We start from the raw sequence: 16,942 nt of genomic DNA on the forward strand, positions 1-16,942 counted from the left end.
AGGGAGATCCCCCTGCGTCCCTCACGCAATTTGCAAAAAACGGCCCAAATTTCCATCGACTTCCGTGCTCACGCTCAACCCCGGCCGCACCTGCCGCTAACGTCGGCAGCAACGACGCGATCGTGAAGATGCGTCAGGAGGAGGCCGCCGCCGATCGCGCCTATGAGAGAAAGGTGGCGGCAGCGAAGAAGGTTTATGACCACAAGAAGGCGGAAGCCAGGAAGGCGATGCGGTTACGAACAACGCGGCGCTTTGTCTTAAACGGCGTCGCAGTGCACACAGCTAGTCATTGTGTACTTCCATAACGGGCTGCAGCGATAGCCGCATCACGCTCCCGTTTCGAGGGGAATATCGAACGGTATCGCTATCTGGCGCTTCATCCGTTGTCGGCGACACCTGCCGATATGTGCCGGGCGACACGCATGACGTTGCACGCCGTGGCAGCGATGCCCGATCCTTATCGTGACTTCATCTTGCTTCCGGCCATCACCGGGACCGACGAGGTCGCGCCCGTTCGTGACGACAATGCGGATTCCGAAAGTGGGCACTCCACGCCGGCTCGGGTCCGCTAGCGCGAAGCCTGCTTCCGTTTCGCCAAGTATTGGTGTCAGCGTTGCGGCTACGACAGGCTGAGAGGCTGAACGGACCGATCCGAGTCGGACGCATGAGGCACAGTTCGGCCATGAAGGGTCATTCGCTCCCATCGTTGTTCGGACACTCAGAGGTCAGCTCCGCCCCATAAACGGCCGTTCCAGTCGCGACGATGAACGTTGCATCATCGCGACCATCGGGCAGGACCACCTCTGTATCGCCACGCCTGAAACCGACGAGACCCGCACGACGGGCGAACCGGTCCTCGACTCTAACGTCGCGAACCCAATCGGGCGGCGAACGTGCCGAAGCCACCGCAAACCGCGAACGTCACCAACGCAGGCAATGCGGCGCGATGGCCGCACCGATGGCGGTGGTAATGGCGATCGCGAGCACGTACCAGACGCCCCAGAACGGCACGGCCATCTCCGAGCAATAGAGCGAGTAAACGAGCAGCCCCTGTGCGCCGGCCAGCAGGCCGGCGCCCGCGCCGGCCAGCGCGAGGCGGGTAGGCGCGAGCTGCTTCATGGCGTGCATCATGGCGGTGAGCGACGGAAAAGACAGCATCACGACGCTCGCCGTCGTGGTGCGCCATGTCGTGCCGAGCATCAGCTGAAGCCGGTAGCCCGGCGGCGTTGCCATCAGAATACCTCCGGTGGCGAGCAGCATCGTGACGATGGGCAGCGCGACCGCGAACCAGGCGAACTTGAGCGGCGCGCCGGGGCGTCCGAGCCGCTCCGCGAGCTTCATGGCCGCAGCGATAATCGCGAGCGGGAAGACAAGGCGCACCCAGAACATCGTCGTGAGGATCAGATCCGGCATGTCGCTTCGGACACCGTACAGCGCGACCAGCAGGACCGTGCTGCCGGCGAGGCCGAGCATCAGCGCGCGATTGAGCAGCATGGGGACGGCGTTGCGCTCGACCGGCGAGATGTCGCCGGCTAGCCGGGTGACCAGATCTCGCGTTTTCATGACCTGTTCGCACGGTCTCCAAGCAGATAGTCAATCGAAATCAGACCCGGTCCCCACGCGGCGATGCCCAGCGCCATGGCTGCCCAGGTGATGTGAATCGGCCAGCCGTCCGGCACGGTCAATTCGATGATGCAAGTCATCAGTAGCAGACCCGCAGCGGCGAACCGCGTGCCGAAGCCGAGCACGAGCAGCACCGGAAACGTGACCTCTCCGCAAGCGGACAGGAAGGCGAAGAAGGCCGGAGCCGGAAACGGATACGGGCCGCCCGGCAGATGCAGCCGGAATTCATCGGTGAAGAGCTCGATGGCCGTATCGTTGAGTTGCAGGAAACCGTGCCATTTGAGGATGCCCGATTTCCAGAACGGAACGGCCAGCGCAATGCGCAGCACAAGTTGCACGAACCACGGTTGCGCGAGCCGTTCGACGAGGCGTTGCGCGCGCACGATTGCATTCGCGACCATGCGCGGGAAGGACAGTCTGGAGTCTTGTCGAGTGGACATCCTGGTTACGCTCCCCGTTGGATGCCGGTAAACACGCCGGCTGGAATCATCGCTGCCAGAGTGCCCGGCAGGTCGAAGGAATCGGTCTCTTCGAAGGCCGCCTCGGCCGCGGCGCCGAGCGGCTCGCCCTCGATGAGCGCGATGAGGAAGGCCGCGTCGCCGGCGGGCAGACGCGAAACGATCACGTCCTCGTCCGGACGCGTGACGAGCGCATCTTCCGCATCGCTCGAACACAGCGGGGAGACGGGGCCGTCCGTGCGGTTCATCGCGAAGATCGCAACGGCCGGATAGCGCGACCGCACGATTCGCGCGGCTGGGTGCGGGATGAATCGCACGTGCGCCAACGATGACGGATCGACGCTCACCAAAGCCTCAGCCTTGAGCGTCGCGGCGTCCGCCGCGTGATACGCGTCCAGCCAGGCGCGTTCGATGCGCGCCGTATCCGCGAGCCAGGGCATGTCGCGTGCGTATTCGTACGACTCGATGAACGAGGGGAAATCCCGCCCGTACTCGAACAACAGCGGCGAAACCGGCGGCGTGGCGCGGACGTGAAAGCGCGCCATCGCGCGGAAGAACTCGACGCCCGTGATGCGCTGGACGGCGGGATAGATGGCGGCCAGCGCGTCGATGAGGCTGACCGTGACGTTGTTGCGATAGACGTTGTATCGCTTGACCACGCCTTTTCCGCGCGCGGCCACGACGTCTTCGGGTGCCGTTGTCTCCGGGTTCGTCAAACCCGGCGCGAACGCGGTCGCATAGTCGAGAGGACGATACTCAGGCTTCATGGCCGGTATGCTCCACGAGCGGCGTTTCGTGTTCCGAGACGATCCGTCGGGCCGCCAGCGCCTGCGCCCGCAGTTCGGGCCACGCAGGGAGATCGCTGTCCCACTCGATCAGCGTCGGTATTGGCCCGGTGCGCGCCACGACCTGCCGGTAGAGGTCCCAGACCGGATCGGCGATGGCCCGGTCGTGACTGTCGATGAGCAGCAGTGCGTTTTCGTCGTCATGCTGCTCGCTGTAGCCGGCCAGATGAATTTCGCCCACGTATTCGAGCGGAAATTCCGCGAGGTAGGCGTGTGCCGGATAATCATGATTGACCGCCGAGACGAAAACGTTGTTGACGTCCAGCAGCAGACCGCAACCCGTCCGTTGCGCGACTGCGCGGATGAAATCCGGCTCGCTCATTGTCGACGACGCAAACGCGACATAGGTGGACGGGTTTTCGAGCAGCATCGAACGCCGGATGGCTTCCTGAACCTGGTCGATGTGCTCACACACCTTGTCGAGCGTGGCTTTCGTGTAGGGCAGCGGCAGGAGGTCGTTGAAGAACGTCCCGCCGTGCGAGGACCACGCGAGATGTTCGGAAACGAGCGTGGGTTCGTAGCGCTCCACCAGTTCGCGAAAGCGCGCGAGGTGACGGACGTCGAGCGCGTCCGGCCCGCCGATCGACATGCATACGCCGTGAAGGGAGATCGGGTAGCGCTCGCGGATCGCGGCAAGCGCCCGATGCGGCGGTCCGCCCGCGCCCATGTAGTTCTCGGCGTGAACCTCGAAGAATCCGCCTTGCAGGCCGTCTTCGAGAATCGCGGCGAGGTGTACGTGCTTGAAGCTGGTGCCGGCAAGCCCGGCTGCGCCGGGCGCCGGACGGCGGGGACGGCCAAACGAATTTGCCGCCGCTGGTATGGTGGAATCGCTCATGGTCGTCCCGTCCCTCTTGTCGTTTGCGCGATCAGGTCGGCGTGAGCGAGCCGTGGCCGCCGCCCGGCACCTGAATGCTCGTGCACGTGCCAGCCTGAACGAACTTCCACGAGTTGCCCTGGAAGTCGGCCGCCGACGTACCCTGGCAGCTCGTGCCCGGGCCGGCCTTGCAATCGTTTTGCCCCTTCAGCGCGACGCCGTAGCACTTTTCCTTGTGAGCCGCGAGGGCGGCACTTTCTTCCGCCTTGGTGAGCGGCGCGGCATGCGCCGCCGATGCGAGAAGGCCTGCAACTGCGCTGGCAAGCAGGGCAGCACTGACATTGATCTTTGCGGACATGAAATCTCTCCAATAGTAGGAATGGGAGGTATCCGTGGCGGATACGCCAGTTAGTTCGCCGGATATCGATGCCAGGTTACAGCGAACGCGAAATTCTTTGATTCGTGAAGTTGCAGTGCAGGTGTCGGGGTGAAGGAGAGTTGCTGGCTTCAGGCGCGCAACGACTTAAGCAACCCCGCGCAGCCTGGCCGCGAGTGCCTTGAGGCCGCGATGCACGCCGACCTTGACGGCCGATTCCGAGAGCCCTGTCAGCTGCGCGGTCTCGGCGACCGACAGACCCTCGAGCTTCACATGCAGAATCGGCAAGCGCTGCTTGTCGGGCAGCTGATCGAGCAGCTTGCCGATGTCGCGGCGTGCCGCCAATGGTTCGTCGTCCGGCGCGCAGAAGATGTCGAGGTGATCGTCGATGGAATCGTGCAGCGATTCGCGGCGCGCCCGTGCCCTGAAGAAATCCATCAGCTTGTAGCGCGCGATCGCGTGAACCCACGCTGTCAGCGGCTCCTCGGGCCGGTAGGTGTGGCGTCCATTGTGGACGGCAAGCAGGATCTCCTGGACGAGATCCTCGACGTCGTCGGTGAGCTGAGGAATGCGTTTGCGCAGGTAGCCACGCAAGTGGCGCGTCAGCTCGCTCAGGAAAGTGTGATAGGCCACGGCGTCGCCGCTCATGCTGCTGATGAGCAGGGCTCTCAGTCGCGTCTCTGTCGAATGCACGGTCGGTCGGCCTTCTACCATCGCAGGTATCGCGGCCCGAGAAGCGCGCCCGCCACGGCGGGAAGCGCCATGCCGATGACGTACCAGACGGCCCAGAACGGCACCCCCATTTCCGGACAATGGACGCTATAGGCGACGGTCCCGGTAGCGCTTGCGAGCGCGCCGGCGGCCGCGCCCGCGAGCCGCAGCCGCGTCGGCGCGAGCCCGCGCACGGCCCAAAGCGCCGCAGCGAAGCCGGGTACCGAAAGGAAGGCGATGTTCAACGGACAAGTTCGCCAGGTATGGCCAAAAAGCAGTTCGGCGCGCTGCGCGGAAGGCGCGAGCCAGAACACGGCCAGGCCCGCAAGCCAGACGACGCCGACGGGAACGGCAATCCCGGCCCATGCCGAGCGCACGGCAGCGCCGGGCCGCGAAAGGCGCGCGGTGACGAGAAGCGAGCCTGCGGCGAGCGCGATCGGGAACGCCACCTTGGCCCAGAAGAGCGGCGTGACGAGCATCTCGCGCAGATCGGGCCGAGGACCGTAGAAGATCAACATGAGCAGTGTTGCGCCGGTCGCGCCGGCGAGCAGCGCCCAGCCGAAACGCCGTGCACCCGCATGCGGATCGACGGGCGTGACGTCGGCGGCGAGCAGCGAGACCAGACGGTCGGTTTCCATATCGTTCTACCTGCAATGACTAACTAGTTCGGTTGGCGGCCGCGTTCGGTTACAGCTGACCGAAATCTTTTGCAGGGCACGCCGTGCGACCCGGTGCCCCGCACCGCTCGCGCGGCGCTTGAGCGTCCGCGGCACGCACAACCGCAACATGACACCATCCGCCGTGATAAACAAGGCAGTTAGTTAGCCAATCTATCTACGGGATGTTGTACCAGTCGGCAAGTCGCGCGGTGAACGTCAGTCGTCGACTGAAGCGCAAAAGATTTCAGACGTGCTGTAACCCGTTCTTGAGCTTCTCCGAATTACTTTCCGGAATGCAAGTGCATCAGATCCGATCCAGGCGCATTCCAGCAATCACAGTTTTTTGGAGGTCGTCATGAAGTCCAAGCTCATCGCCACGCTGTTGCTTGCAGCTACCGCTTCGCTGGCTGCTCCCGCTTTCGCAAGCGGCTATGGTCCCGCCCCGTTTTATAGCCCTGAGGTCGGCGCGCCGTCGTCGCAAGGCGGGCAGAGCGCGCGCACGCTCGCTGAGGAGCAGAACACGGCAGCCGCGATGCAAAGCGCTGTCGGCGGTGTGCCCGAATCCTCGATTTCGCGCTCGGGCAGCCGGCCTCCGTTCCGCGGACAGGACGACGGTCCTCAAGGGCTTTACCGCGGTCATTGACGCGGCTGAGGAGAGCCTTAAGATCGGCTTTCCGATCCCGAGCCGGTCATTGCAGTCCAACGGCGCCGCTTCGCATCCCGATGCGCCGCAGGTTCACGCCGAAAACCGGCCGTGGGGCCTCGCGCCGTTGATACCTGCACATGGGTGCCCTTCACTAACTGAGTTCTCGTATCACCATGATTCGAGACATTTTCAAACGCGTCATCGGTTTCCGCTTAGCCGCGTGCACCGTTTGTACGCCTTGGCCGATTTTTGATCGCCAGGATCTGGCTCGGTCAACTCGTCTTCGCCCATGTGCGAGAACACTCTACGGCGTAGAGGAAGTATAAAAATAGTCGAACTGCTGTAACCGGCGCCGAAGATAGGGCGAATTACCAGTCAGAGTCGCCGTTGGTCCATTTTAGAAGCCGGAGCAACCGCGTCAGCGACGACGACGAAGTGACTGGCGGACCAATCACTCCGGATTGACAGTGCAATGCCCCCAGGGAGTGTCCCCATGAACATCTTTCGCCCCGCGGCCGTATTGAGCACGGCAATGTTACTTTCTACAGCAGCTCAAGCTGCCGAATTTCGCGAATTCGATACCGCAGCATTCGCTTCCGCTCAAGCCGCTGGCGAGCCGGTGCTTGTCGACGTTCGGGCGTGGTGGTGCCCTGTATGTGCATCACAAAGGCATACGATCAACAAGATTGTCGCCGCGCCGGCGTACGACAAGCTCGTCGTTTTCGAGCTCAACTACGATCGTCAAAAGTCCGAGTTGAGACGGTTCAGCGTTTCCAGACAGGGTACGTTGATTGCGTTCAAGGGCGCGACCGAGACGGGTCGCATCATCTTCCAGACAGATCCCGGGAAGATCCAGACATTGCTTAAGAGTGCTGTGCAGTAGCCATGTCCGCGGCTCTAGACCTGCTGCCGCTGGGCTTTGCGGCAGGCGCACTGACAATCCTTTCGCCATGCGTGCTTCCGCTCGTGCCGATCGTGCTGGGGAGTGCGGCGCAAAGAGGCCGCTTCGGCCCGTTCGCACTCATGGGCGGACTGGTCCTGTCATTCACATCGTTGGGTCTCGCTCTTGCGGCATCAGGAGTCTCCGCTGCCCCGGACGCCGATCTCGTCCGCTCCATCGGCGCAGTAGCTTTGATCCTGATCGGGATTGTGACGTTGGTCGATCGCGCCCAGGTTTTGTTCAACCGGATCGTCGCCCCGATCGCCAACTGGGCGAGCCACAGCCAGACGGCATTGGATCGCTATGGCCTCATCGGCCAGGCCGCGATCGGGGCGTTGCTTGGCCTGGTTTGGAGTCCCTGTGTCGGACCAACGCTCGGTGCAGCGACGGTACTTGCCAGTCAGGGAAAGAATCTGGGCGAAGCCGCGTTAGTGATGATGGCCTTTGGACTTGGAATCGCGTCGGCATTGCTCGCCCTCGCAGTCGCGGCACGTAGCATGTTGAGTCGGTGGCGCGGCAGATTGATGCGTGTTGGAGGAAGCAGTAAGCAGATACTCGGCGGCTTGCTGATCGCGGTTGGTTTGCTAATCATTACGGGGCTTGATCACCAACTTGAAGGAGTCGCTCTCACTATCTCGCCGCAATGGCTGACTGATCTGGTCGCCCGATTTTGAAGGATTTAAATCTTTCCGGACCTCTCGGCAGACCGAACCTCGGCTTTCATATCCGGAAATCGTAAAGAGGTTCCTGGCGTCGTCGTTCCAGGTTGAGGCGACCAGGTACGTCGGACCGACGTGTCAGCCAATTTTCGACAGGAAGTTGCAAATGCGCGTTGTTGTGGACAAGGTGGAACAGGTTGCCGTGAGTTCCGCATCAGGCGTGTGCTTTCTCTTGTCGCGCCCAGCAGATGTCCTACCAGTACCCCATGTGGCTGCACCGCGCCTCGATGAGCTCACCGCACAAGCCCTGGCCGATGTTTTGCCATTGCTTAGCTGCGGCGAGGAAGCTGCAACGATCGCCTTTCATCGGCTGGCCGATCAAGCGGGCAGCGACACTGAAACGACGATGGCGTTGCGGCGAATTGAAATGGAAGAGCATGTTCACGAATCGCTATTGCAGCAACTCGCTGTCATGCTGCCACCGTCCCGGGATGCGGCAGAACTCCGCCGCGCCGCGCGCCGATTCCATATCCACCTGGCGGCCCACGGGCGGGCGCTGCATCTCGCGCGGATTGCGGCGATCGATGCGGCCGCTTGTACAATTCTGTCACGCCTGATCGCGTCTCGCGCAGCGCTCGCGCATGATGAAGTGACCGTCCAACTGTTTCAGCGTATTCGTCATGATGAGGCGCATCATGTTGCAGTGGCGAGAACCCTTGTCCGCGCACTCGGAACAAGCGATCGAATGCACCACGCTGCCGCGGCCGCACGGCTGTCGCTCGCGGATTTGTTGCGCCTGCGAGGCGCGGCATTCGAAGGACTTTGTATTGATCCAGACGCGCTCATCCGCCATGTCGCGCGCTTGCCGAATGGCTTGCTATGACTACAGCATCCACCCGGAATTGGTACGCGAACGGCAGTGTTGCTGTTCTGGGCACAGGGTTTTCTTTACCTGGGCCACCGGTCGGTAACGAACAATTATTTGACCTGGTGGCCCCGTTCGCACCCGGGCTGTCTTCGCGCGCGATAAGCGCAACGGCGCGGCGGCTGGCAATTGAGACGCGTCATATCAGCCGCGCGTTCCGGGCCCGCGTCGAGGCTCCTGAACCTGGCGCACGCAACCCCGAGCTTGCGGCAAACGCTATACGCATCGCACTCGACGAGGCAGGTCTTACAGTGGGTGACCTCGGTTATTTGATCGGCCATACCGCCACGCCCGCGCAGCCATTGCCGTCCAATATTGCGCTGGTGGCGGACGAACTTGACTACGCTGGGCCGCATCTCGAACTGCGCCAGGCATGCACTGGATTCGCAAACGCACTGGTGATCGCCTTCGGGCTGCTGACGCCCGCGGGTGCGCGACCGGTGGCGATTGTGGGATCGGAGACCGGCTCGCTCTTTTTTGATCCGGCCCGCGCCGCGACTGACCGGGACCAGCGAGTCAGTCTCGTCCAGATGGGCGACGGTGCGGCAGCCATCGTGTTGGCGCCTTCGGATCAGGGGCCGCATCGATTGCGGGCAGGTTGGTTCGGCTCCATTGGTTTGGGCAAGTCCCCCGGGCTCGAGATGCGCACTGGCGGCTCCGATTGTGCCGCGTCTGCCTCTTGGCCGCTCAGGTTCAGCCATGATTACGGCCGGATTGCGGAGACTGGAGCAGGGCTGTTCGAAGAAGGTCTGGCGGCGGCGGCTTGCCAAGGGGTTACGCCAGGCACGGTTGACTGGATCATTCCGCATCAAGCAAACGGGCGCATTGGCGTGCAGCTTGCAGCGCATTTCGACATTCCACTTAACAAGATATTCGTCAACGCGCGTCAAATTGGTAATACAGGATCTGCAGCGATTTGGCTGGCGCTTTCTCAACTACGAGCGCGCGGATTGCCGAGCGGCACCCGCGTGCTTACGCTGGGCGCCGAAGCCACCAAGTATATGCATGGCGGATTCTTGTATGAGCATGGCTAATACTTGAGCGGAGCGCGGGCTCGAATAGGATGAGGTTTTCGGCTCAGTGCGGAGGAAGTCATCGCTATGGCCTTCCCGGCCCGGCCGTAACGCAGGAAACGTTACGGGCCGCACGCATGCGCGAATGACCCTTGGACCTCGGAAGCCGCCGCTCAGGCCACACCAACTCCAACGGCTGGTCCGGGTCGTGCGCTGCCATTCGCGCAACGCTCGCGCCGATTGCACATGAATTGGCAACTATCGTGCCATGAAGCGTCGTTCGCCCGCGCCGGCGCTTGGACATTCAGACGTCGGTTCCACCCAGGAAGCGGCCGTTCGATTCGCGATTTTGAACGTTCCTTTATCGGCCTTGTCGATCATTCGCCTGGCCCTGTGCGCAGAGCTACGATCGAACGCGAATACGTCATTTAAGGCGCCGCAGGACCACCTCGGCCGTGCCACCGCTAGAAGCCGACGCCGTCCACTTGAGTTTGTCTCCACTGATGACGAATGGCCGCTTTTGCTCGGCTCCATTCCAGTTCGGAAACGTGCTGGCGGCGACATGGAAAGTGATTGTCTTGTCAGCTTCGTCCACGGTGTATGTGCCGAAGTGAGCGATCGATCCTTGCACGACGGACCTGTTTTCGTCAGGCGTGCCCTTCATCCGGTTGGCGGACTCAAACTTTGCGATGTCGGCGCGAGATGTCATCAGAACATAGTGGCCGCTCCCGTCGAAGATCGCGAGTCCTTGCGGATTGGTGCCGAACATCGGTTGCCGGCTGCCGTCCGGGCGCACGGTATCGACCGATACGTAGGCCCACGTTCCGGCGACCTGTTCATTCAGCGTCTCAGCTCGGGCGGCGACGCCTGTGTATGAAATCGATATACCCAGCAACACCGCCAAAGTATTACGGGTGAAAGGGCTCATTTGACTCATCACGCTTCTCCTCGAGAGAACGTTCGTCGTCGTGTCTCGGCTGTTTCGAATATCGCAAGGTCGCTTATCGAGCGGCTTCAAAGTTACCTTGTAATGTGTCGAGCGAAATAGGCTCGTTTTCCTGCATAGGTGTGGACGTCCATGGCTCCCTCGCAACGGGTTATTCGTCGCGGGCGAGAGGCAACCTGGTGAGAATGATTGCAGTGGCCGTGGCCGACAGTCGGCAGGCGACCGCGCGTGCGCGAATGGACGTTGAACTTTAAGTATGGTCTTGCGCCGCGGCGGCGCAAATGACGACAAGGAGTCGACAGTGCCCGTTCGCGGTTGGCCAGCAGCAATGATCGCCGCCTGAGAGCGCGTTGCCGCCTCACGTACTTCCACGGCGCATGTCGCGCATCCGTCGCCGCACGCGCAAACCAATACGCGCACCGGCAGTTGGGCGCGGGTAGCTTTGATCACGGGCTTGCACGCTCCAGGCCCTTTTTCTGCAGCATTGCGGTCGTCCGAGGCTCCATGAGAAGCCTGATTATCGCTTGCGAAGCTTCGGCGTTGACCGTGCGAACGCTGACACCAGCTGTATACACCGTGTAGTGCTGCAACTCTCGGGGGAGAATCCCCGCCAGCTTGACGCCCGGTGCGTCAACGATGTTGGGCACCGTAATGACCGTGGCATCGGCAGTACCGTTCGCGACCGCTTCAACCACTCGGCCACCTGATACGGGTACGAGACGTGGCTTTACCGTTTCCGCGATCCCCAGGCGGTCGAGAAGACTGACGAGATACGCGCCGCTGGCGCTCCCGGGCGACCACGAGAGCGTTTGCGCATTGAGCAGGGCCTGCCTGAATGCGTCGACCGTACTGATATCCGGGGCGGGCACCTCAGCGCGCGTCGCCATGCCGACCATCGCTTTCGCGACGTCGGTGCGACTGCCTGCGGCGATGCTGCCGTGCGCGATCAGATCGTCAACCTGCTCAGGTAGAAGGATGGCTACGTCAAACGCTTCGCCTGCCTCTATCTGCTGTTTCAACGTTGCCGCGTTGTCAAACCGGGTGACCAGGTGACAGCCGGTTTGTTGTTCGACGGTTGGAGTCATCTCTTCCAGGGTTGACTTCAGGGTGGGCGTGCTCAGCACCTTGAGCTCTTCGGCCCAGGCGAGACCGGCGCGGGTAAGGACTAACAGCACGACGAGACAGATGCTCTCCATCACACGGATTTTCATGGCAGCCTCGCTGGTCGATCCTGTCGTCGGTGCGGACGGCGTCGCATTGCAATGACGTGGTAAAGGGAATGGTAGTGGGTCCGGCGATAAGCAGATAATTGCAATTCACGATCAGGTGATCACGAATTCGAATACACGGAGTTGACATGGACAGTGATCGACTCAGGCGCCAGCTTAAGCTGCGCGATCTGGACACGTTGATGACCGTGGTCACTGCAGGCGGGATGCGCAAAGCCGCCGAGCAGCTCCATATGTCCCAGCCGGCCGTCTCAAAGGCAATATCAGAACTGGAAAATATTCTCGGCGTGCGACTCGTAGATCGCAGCCGGCATGGCGTGGAGCCAACGGCGTTCGGCCGCGCGCTGCTCAAACGCGGAACAGCCATTTTCGACGAGTTGCGTCTCAGCATCAGTGAGATGGAATTACTGGCCGATCCAGACGCAGGCGAGCTTAACGTGGGGTGCGTTGAGACGATCACGGCAGGGTTCGCTGCAGCAATCGTCGAGAAAATGTCCCGGCAACATCCACGGCTCGTCTTCTCGGTGGCATCGGGGGATGCGCCCGTTCTGGAATCGCATTTCCTGCGTGACCGTCTCTGTGAGCTCGCTATCGCCAGACCGTTCGCGGCGGCCCCAGCCTCAGACATGCACGGCGAACCACTGTTCCATGAACAGCTCAGGGTGGTGGTGTCGAGTGATAGCGAGTGGGCGGCTCGACGCCGTCCGACGCTGGGGGACCTGATCGACGCTCCGTGGATTCTGTCGGCCAACGAAATCGGTCAGCATTCGCCGGTTGTCGAGGCGTTCGTGGCGACCGGCGCGGAACTGCCGGCAGCCCGCGTCCTTACCGGCTCTCTCAATCTGCGCCGCAGCTTGCTGCAAACCGGACGATTCGTGACCGTGATGCCGCACTCGCTGCTGCGTTTCGGCCCGGATCGGTCATGGGTCAAGGTGTTGCCGATCGATCTGCCAGCGTGGAAGGTAGCGACGATGATAATTACCCTGAAGAATCGCACGCTAAGTCCGGTTGCCGAGCGGTTTGTGGATCATGCGCGAACGCTGGCGAAATTGCTCGGTTCTGCCCGGTAGGTGTCGAACTCTTCTGCCTGCGACAATTTCGCCGTGGGACCGGGTTCGGCCAATTTGAGACGTTCGGTTGCGTCGCGCGAACGGCCGCTCCCGGCCCCGAGATCGCAGCCTCCTCCGGTCGATGTTCGTCCCAAATTTGCGCGTAACATGGGTACAGCGATCAGATTCTACAGCCCGTTTCGCCCCGGAGACGCCTACATGCGACTTGCTGACTTTATCTTGCGACACACGGAGCCGATTCTGGCGCAATGGGAGGCGTTCGCCGCCTCCCTTGTGCCGGCGGCAGTAAATCTGGAACCGTCGGCGTTACGCGACCATGCGCCGCAGATCCTGCGCGCCATTGCAAAAGACCTGGGGACTGCGCAGACCAGGGAAGCCCAGTACGAAAAATCGATAGGGCGGGCCCCCACTCCGATCGATGCAACGGAAACAGCCGCGCAAACACACGCTCTTCTGAGGGCACGGGCCGGCTTCAATATCAACCAGCTCACCGCCGAATATCGGGCGCTGCGCGCAAGCGTACTCCGTTTGTGGATGGACGAATGCGAGCCCGACGCGCCTCATCTGGACGACGTGATTCGCTTCGATGAGGCGATCGATCAGGCACTTGCGGAATCGGTCGGCTTTTTCAGCGCGCAGGTCGAGCAGAGCCGCAATCTCCTGCTCGGCATGCTGGGGCATGACATGCGCAGCCCGCTCCAGGCGATTCAGGCGACTGCGTCGTATCTGGACGCACTGAATGCCGGGGAGCGGGTATCGGACGCAGCAGGCCGCCTGATACGTAGCGGAGCCCGGATGCAGGCGTTGCTCGATGATCTGTGCGATTTCAATCGGACCAGGCTGGGCTTGGGTATCAACGTGATACCCACGCGTGTCAATCTCGCGGACGTGCTTGCTGAAGAGGTGGAAGAGTTGCGTGCCATTCATCCTGACAGGCAGATTGAGCTGCATGTGACGGGTGATGCACAGGGAGTCTGGGACGGCCAGCGGCTGCAGCAATTGCTCGGAAACCTTGTACTCAACGCCATCAGGTATGGGGCACAGGACACCCCGGTGCGCGTGGTGGTGACCTGCGATGAGACGCATATCCATATCGACGTTCGTAACCGTGGACCGGCCATCGAGCGCGCAACGCTGGCCCGGATGTTTGATCCCCTGGTGCGGGGGCCGCAGCGTCCGAGCGAAACCGCCCCGACGGGTGGTCTCGGACTGGGGCTGTATATTGCGAGCGAAATTGCCAAGGCCCATCACGGTATGATCGAAGCGCGGTCCGACGCGACGGAGACCTCATTTTCAGTGTCACTCCCGCGTGCTGGCGAACCGTAACCACGCACTGTTGGTTCGTTGCAGCAAGAAGGAGTGTCCCCCTCGACGTCGGTGTCGCGGGCACGTACTGAGCGGAAAGCCGTCATCCACCCGCCGAATCGAAAAGACGGTCGGTCAGGTGCGTTCGCTGTCGGCAGCGGCACGCTCTGACCTCCGGCACGACGGTTCACGTGCGGATGGCGGCCGGATGCTTTCGCTTACACGGTTTACGGCGTACGGGTCGAGAAGGGAGCCTATGGCCAGCACCTTGCGTTTAGTGCCGCCCATCGGCATGCAGGCTCGGCGCAGTCAGCCCTCGCGTTCCGAAGACTGCTCGCCAGCCGCTGCGCAACGAACATGTCAATCCGCTCCAGTAGCACGCCGGGATCGACTGGCTTGCGAAAAAAACAGAACCATCCTCGTCGATCACCTGGCGGTTCTGGTGCTGCCGAAAGCAGAATGACGGGCACGTCCGCCGTCGACGGCCGACTCCGGATGCGACGACATAGCTCGATGCCGTCCATTTGCGGCATCTGCCAGTCGGTTACAACGAGCTGAACAGGCTCTCGTACCAACTTCTCCATCGCCGCCTGTCCATTTTCGGCCAGCAGGACATGATGACCACGACCCTCCAGCGTGAGCTGCAATGGCCAGAGGTTGTCGAGGTCATCGTCGACCAGAAGGATCGTGGACATGATCGGAACATCGTCTCCGGGCATCAGCTAGCGCGCATCGGCCATTCCAGCTCTGCGCTCCCAGCGGCAACGTCGTATCGCGCAGTGCAAGATCGGCTCATCAAAATCAATGAATCGGCAAAAGTGCGACCGCGGCGTCGGTACAGGCAGGTAAGCTGCGTCACGGGACAGTAAATTGCTCATGCAGACCGTGAATAGCGTCGAGCAACACGGCGACCACGATGATTGAAAATCATCTAGCGGGCCTCCCACCGTCGCCGTGGAGACGACGGCACTGAGAAGGGAGCCAGGCGCGGCAGTTGGTGCATTGCAGCATTGGTTTGCCTCCCGCCTTCCTGGCGTTGCACCACGCGCCGGCGCCACGTCCCGCTCAGATGCCGCAAAGGGAGCGTGATTGCGCGTTATTCGTTCGCAGCGACTTCCTCTGGCGCCCGGAGGTGATTTTTGAAAAGCCCGATTTCTGTGCAGGGATGGAGGGGATTAATGCCGACGCCTAACGTTGTCGGTGATCTTGAAGCATGCAAACGCAGCTTCGAAATGGACCTGTCACGTGGAGAATCTGAATGGAAGAATATTCATTGGCAAAACTGGCGGAACTGGCCCGTGCACACATTAGCAACCTGTCTGCGGACGTGGAATATCGGCGGTTAGTCGCGCAGCTTCGCGTTACGGATGAGATAGGTCGGTTTATTGACCGGACAGATCTTGAGACCGTCGAACGCGAACTCGAACACTGGCGAGCATTGCAGGGGAGAATTCTTCGTTGCCAAGGAAGATGAAAGGCCTGGCAGTGCTATCTGCCAAGTTTTGATGAGCCATTCATAGCCTCATCAGGCTTAACGCGTCGATTCTTCAGCGGGTGTTTGCACGCCTACGTTGAGATACGCGAGCCATTTCAAAACGCCAAGAGCAATCAGGCATCTTGATGATCAATACGCCGACGGCGGGCGTCCCGTTTCCTTGGCGGCCGCAAGGAGTGAAGTCACGGGCCGCGCGAGCAAGGTGGCTATGCACGTGAGTTCTAACGACGGTCTCGCGGGTTTATGTGCGTACCGTGCTGCGTTCCTTATTGTGCTGGAACAGACGGCATACGGTTGCGGCCGGCAGCGTCGGAGGAGTCGCATGACAGACAGATGACAGCTTTGCTTCTGAGACCGGCCGTTGATCTCCGACGGAACGAAAGGCGGATGTGGGTCGCGCGCGGCCCATCGCCGTCACGCAGAGGTTGGCTAAGCGCTGTCTGTCGACATTTATGCTCCGAAGTAGTCGAGTTCGGGCGTCACGCGCTGAAGATCTGCGACCGAGAGCGTTATGCGCTCGCCTGTTGCAGATGCTGCTCCATATCGTTGCACGCTCCCTAGAATTCGGCGTTTGCTCAACTCGAACGCGAGTCGCACCTGCTGTACAGGCGTTGTCACGTTGCTGAGCTGGTCGCGTAACATGTGGTGATGAAAAAGACGAAATCGCTCTATCACGGCCATCGCTTTCCCGCAGTCGTCATCAGTTGTGCGGTTCGCTGGTACTTTCGATTTCAGTTGAGTCTGCGCGACATCGAAGAGCTGCTATTTGAACGCGGCGTAGTCGTGAGCTACGAGACGGTCCGCCGGTGGTGCGAGAAGTTTGGTGCAGGCTTCGCACGTCGCGTCAAGGCGGCTCGCCGGAGGACGGGCACCACATGGCATCTTGATGAAATGTTCGTATCGTTGCGTGGTGAGCCTTACCTGCTATGGCGTGCGGTTGATGAGCATGGCGCCGAACTCGACATCCTGGTGCAGAAACGGCGGGACAAGGCGGCCGCAGAACGGTTCTTCAGACGCGTGCTTCGTTCATGCCCGGTGCCGCGCAAGATCGTCACCGATCAGCTTCGCAGCTACCCGGCAGCGAAGGCCGACATCCCTGAACTGACGAACGTCAAACATGTGTTCGTCAAGGCAGCAGCTCGCGTGAACAATGAGGGTGACCCGGTTCAGCGGACAGATCTGCAGTCAGAGATTGAATGTGATTTAGCCTCCATTGGGCGTTGAGCAG

18 protein-coding genes and 2 pseudogenes are annotated in these 16,942 nt (G+C 61.4%); 10 read left to right on the forward strand and 10 right to left on the reverse strand.

What is annotated here, in order from left to right; genetic code table 11:
• A pseudogene (locus J8I87_RS41195) lies at positions 1-305 on the forward strand (hypothetical protein); the annotation flags it as partial.
• A gap of 616 nt (positions 306-921) precedes the next feature.
• On the opposite strand, the gene J8I87_RS41200 reads toward J8I87_RS41195, so the two are convergent.
• The 7 genes from J8I87_RS41200 to J8I87_RS41230 all read right to left on the reverse strand — a co-directional run bounded on the left by J8I87_RS41200 (position 922) and on the right by J8I87_RS41230 (position 5,465).
• Entirely contained in the window at positions 922-1,563 is a 642-nt protein-coding gene (locus J8I87_RS41200; protein ID WP_209938245.1) for a DUF1109 domain-containing protein, read from the reverse strand.
• Entirely contained in the window at positions 1,560-2,063 is a 504-nt protein-coding gene (locus J8I87_RS41205) for a DoxX family protein (protein WP_209938246.1), read from the reverse strand. The genes J8I87_RS41200 and J8I87_RS41205 overlap by 4 nt, the downstream gene beginning before the upstream one ends.
• A 5-nt stretch (positions 2,064-2,068) precedes the next feature.
• The gene (locus tag J8I87_RS41210) at positions 2,069-2,848 is read right to left on the reverse strand and encodes a DNA-binding domain-containing protein (RefSeq protein ID WP_209938249.1); all 780 of its coding nucleotides are present in this window, start codon (positions 2,846-2,848) and stop codon (positions 2,069-2,071) included.
• Positions 2,838-3,761 (reverse strand): DUF692 domain-containing protein, encoded by a 924-nt coding sequence (locus J8I87_RS41215; protein WP_209938251.1) that lies wholly within the window; start codon positions 3,759-3,761, stop codon positions 2,838-2,840. The genes J8I87_RS41210 and J8I87_RS41215 overlap by 11 nt, the downstream gene beginning before the upstream one ends.
• Positions 3,762-3,792: 31 nt before the next feature.
• Complete coding sequence (locus J8I87_RS41220; protein ID WP_209938253.1) at positions 3,793-4,098, reverse strand: DUF2282 domain-containing protein; 306 nt, start codon at positions 4,096-4,098, stop codon at positions 3,793-3,795.
• 165 nt (positions 4,099-4,263) lie between these two features.
• The gene (locus tag J8I87_RS41225) at positions 4,264-4,830 is read right to left on the reverse strand and encodes a sigma-70 family RNA polymerase sigma factor (protein ID WP_245254552.1); all 567 of its coding nucleotides are present in this window, start codon (positions 4,828-4,830) and stop codon (positions 4,264-4,266) included.
• Complete coding sequence (locus tag J8I87_RS41230) at positions 4,824-5,465, reverse strand: DUF1109 domain-containing protein (RefSeq protein ID WP_209938257.1); 642 nt, start codon at positions 5,463-5,465, stop codon at positions 4,824-4,826. Before J8I87_RS41230 ends, J8I87_RS41225 begins: the two co-directional genes overlap by 7 nt.
• A gap of 376 nt (positions 5,466-5,841) precedes the next feature.
• Here J8I87_RS41230 and J8I87_RS41235 point away from each other — a divergent pair, with 376 nt between their 5' ends.
• From J8I87_RS41235 to J8I87_RS41255, 5 genes are all read left to right on the forward strand, one after another.
• On the forward strand, positions 5,842-6,129 hold the full coding sequence (locus J8I87_RS41235) for a hypothetical protein (RefSeq protein WP_209938258.1): 288 nt from the start codon (positions 5,842-5,844) through the stop codon (positions 6,127-6,129).
• Between the two features lie 496 nt (positions 6,130-6,625).
• Positions 6,626-7,015, forward strand: a complete 390-nt coding sequence (locus J8I87_RS41240; RefSeq protein WP_209938259.1) for a thioredoxin family protein — start codon at positions 6,626-6,628, stop codon at positions 7,013-7,015.
• A gap of 2 nt (positions 7,016-7,017) precedes the next feature.
• Positions 7,018-7,746 carry a cytochrome c biogenesis CcdA family protein gene (locus J8I87_RS41245; protein ID WP_209938260.1) on the forward strand — a complete coding sequence of 243 codons (729 nt, stop codon included), beginning with the start codon at positions 7,018-7,020 and terminating at the stop codon, positions 7,744-7,746.
• A gap of 151 nt (positions 7,747-7,897) precedes the next feature.
• The gene (locus J8I87_RS41250) at positions 7,898-8,614 is read left to right on the forward strand and encodes a hypothetical protein (protein WP_209938262.1); all 717 of its coding nucleotides are present in this window, start codon (positions 7,898-7,900) and stop codon (positions 8,612-8,614) included.
• Positions 8,611-9,690, forward strand: coding sequence for a 3-oxoacyl-ACP synthase III family protein (locus J8I87_RS41255; protein WP_209938264.1), 1,080 nt, complete (start codon positions 8,611-8,613; stop codon positions 9,688-9,690). Before J8I87_RS41250 ends, J8I87_RS41255 begins: the two co-directional genes overlap by 4 nt.
• Before the next feature lie 403 nt (positions 9,691-10,093).
• Here the strand turns inward: J8I87_RS41255 and J8I87_RS41260 are convergent, their stop codons facing one another.
• Both J8I87_RS41260 and J8I87_RS41265 read right to left on the reverse strand, forming a co-directional pair.
• Complete coding sequence (locus J8I87_RS41260; protein WP_209938265.1) at positions 10,094-10,606, reverse strand: lipocalin-like domain-containing protein; 513 nt, start codon at positions 10,604-10,606, stop codon at positions 10,094-10,096.
• Between the two features lie 455 nt (positions 10,607-11,061).
• Positions 11,062-11,826 carry a molybdate ABC transporter substrate-binding protein gene (locus tag J8I87_RS41265; RefSeq protein WP_209938266.1) on the reverse strand — a complete coding sequence of 255 codons (765 nt, stop codon included), beginning with the start codon at positions 11,824-11,826 and terminating at the stop codon, positions 11,062-11,064.
• Between the two features lie 146 nt (positions 11,827-11,972).
• On the opposite strand from J8I87_RS41265, the gene J8I87_RS41270 reads away from it, so the two are divergent.
• Both J8I87_RS41270 and J8I87_RS41275 read left to right on the forward strand, forming a co-directional pair.
• Complete coding sequence (locus tag J8I87_RS41270) at positions 11,973-12,914, forward strand: LysR family transcriptional regulator (protein WP_209938267.1); 942 nt, start codon at positions 11,973-11,975, stop codon at positions 12,912-12,914.
• 198 nt (positions 12,915-13,112) lie between these two features.
• Entirely contained in the window at positions 13,113-14,240 is a 1,128-nt protein-coding gene (locus J8I87_RS41275) for a sensor histidine kinase (protein WP_209938268.1), read from the forward strand.
• Between the two features lie 233 nt (positions 14,241-14,473).
• Here the strand turns inward: J8I87_RS41275 and J8I87_RS41280 are convergent, their stop codons facing one another.
• Positions 14,474-14,914, reverse strand: coding sequence for a PleD family two-component system response regulator (locus J8I87_RS41280; protein WP_209938269.1), 441 nt, complete (start codon positions 14,912-14,914; stop codon positions 14,474-14,476).
• 563 nt (positions 14,915-15,477) lie between these two features.
• On the opposite strand from J8I87_RS41280, the gene J8I87_RS41285 reads away from it, so the two are divergent.
• On the forward strand, positions 15,478-15,693 hold the full coding sequence (locus tag J8I87_RS41285) for a hypothetical protein (protein WP_209938270.1): 216 nt from the start codon (positions 15,478-15,480) through the stop codon (positions 15,691-15,693).
• A gap of 669 nt (positions 15,694-16,362) precedes the next feature.
• Positions 16,363-16,875: pseudogene (locus J8I87_RS41290) on the forward strand (IS6 family transposase); the annotation flags it as partial.
• Positions 16,876-16,942: the final 67 nt, after the last annotated feature.

It is taken from the genome of Paraburkholderia sp. LEh10 (assembly GCF_017814945.1).
Lineage (GTDB): Bacteria > Pseudomonadota > Gammaproteobacteria > Burkholderiales > Burkholderiaceae > Paraburkholderia.